Origin of the sequence: Mesorhizobium sp. M1E.F.Ca.ET.041.01.1.1, assembly GCF_003997355.1 — a bacterium.
In the GTDB taxonomy this organism is placed as follows: domain Bacteria; phylum Pseudomonadota; class Alphaproteobacteria; order Rhizobiales; family Rhizobiaceae; genus Mesorhizobium.
The window spans coordinates 1-1,095 of sequence record NZ_RZSL01001074.1 but is presented as its reverse complement, the minus strand read 5'-3'; the positions used below and the strand labels follow the sequence as shown (position 1 = coordinate 1,095).

Sequence of the window (1,095 nt, the reverse complement as noted above, 5' to 3'; positions counted from 1 at the left end):
GACCTATCCGCAGCTTTCCGGCTTTCCGCAATTTTTCTGGAAAATCAGGCGGCCTTGCTCCTGCCACCCTTGCGCGCCCAGGCCGGCAGCCAGTCGCCATGCGCGGCGATGAGGTCGTCGACCAGCGACCAGATCTGGTCGAGGTCGAGTTCGGCCGCGGTGTGTGGGTCCATCATCGCCGCGTGGTAGATGTGCTCGCGGTTCTCGCTCATCAGCGCCCGCACCGTCAGTTCCTGCACATTGATGTTGGTGCGGATCAGCGCCGTCAGCTGCGGCGGCAGGTCGCCGATATAGGTCGGCTGGATGCCGGAGGCGTCGACAAGGCACGGCACCTCGGCAGCGCAGTCGAAGGGCAGCGAGGTTATGCAGCCATTGTTGCGGACATTGCCGTAGATCACCGACGGCTCGCCGGTCCAGACTGAGTTCATGATCGAGGAAGCATATTCCTTCGATTGTTCGACCTCGATCCGTTCGGCCGAGCGGTAGGCTTCCGCCTGGCCTTTCCAGCGCTCGATCTGCTCGATGCAGCGTTTTGGATATTCGTCCAGCGGGATGCCGTATTTCTCGATCAGGTCCGGGCGCCCGTCCTTGATGAAATAGGGCGTGTATTCGGCGAAATGCTCCGAGCTTTCGGTGACGAAATAGCCGAGCCGGGTCAGCATCTCGTAGCGCACCTTGTTGGGGCAGCGCGGGTTCCATCCCGGCTTCGGCGCGCGGCCTTCGCGATAGGCGCGCACAAGGTCTGGATAGAGGTCGCGATAGGAGCCGTCCGGCTGGCGATGCTCGAACTTCAGGTAGAAGGCCATGTGGTTGATGCCGGCCGAGCGGTAGCGGATTTCCTCATAGGGGAGGTCGAGGTCATGCGCCAGTTCCATCGCCGTGCCCTGCACCGAATGACAAAGCCCGACCTGCTTGATTTGGGGGTATTTCTCGGCGATCGCCCAGGTGTTGATCGCCATCGGGTTGACATATTGCAGCATGATCGCCTCCGGGCAGACGGCGAGCATGTCCTCGCAGATCTTCCACAGATGCGGCACGGTTCTGAGACCCCGCATGATGCCGCCGACACCGAGCGTGTCGGCGATCGTCTGGCGC

General features: G+C 62.1%; 1 protein-coding gene. It reads right to left on the bottom strand.

The window, feature by feature from the left end:
• Window positions 1–44: 44 nt before the first annotated feature.
• Window positions 45–1,095, bottom strand: a 1,051-nt coding sequence (locus EOA38_RS37440) for an alpha-glucosidase/alpha-galactosidase (RefSeq protein ID WP_145966332.1), incomplete at its 5' end; no start/stop codon positions are given.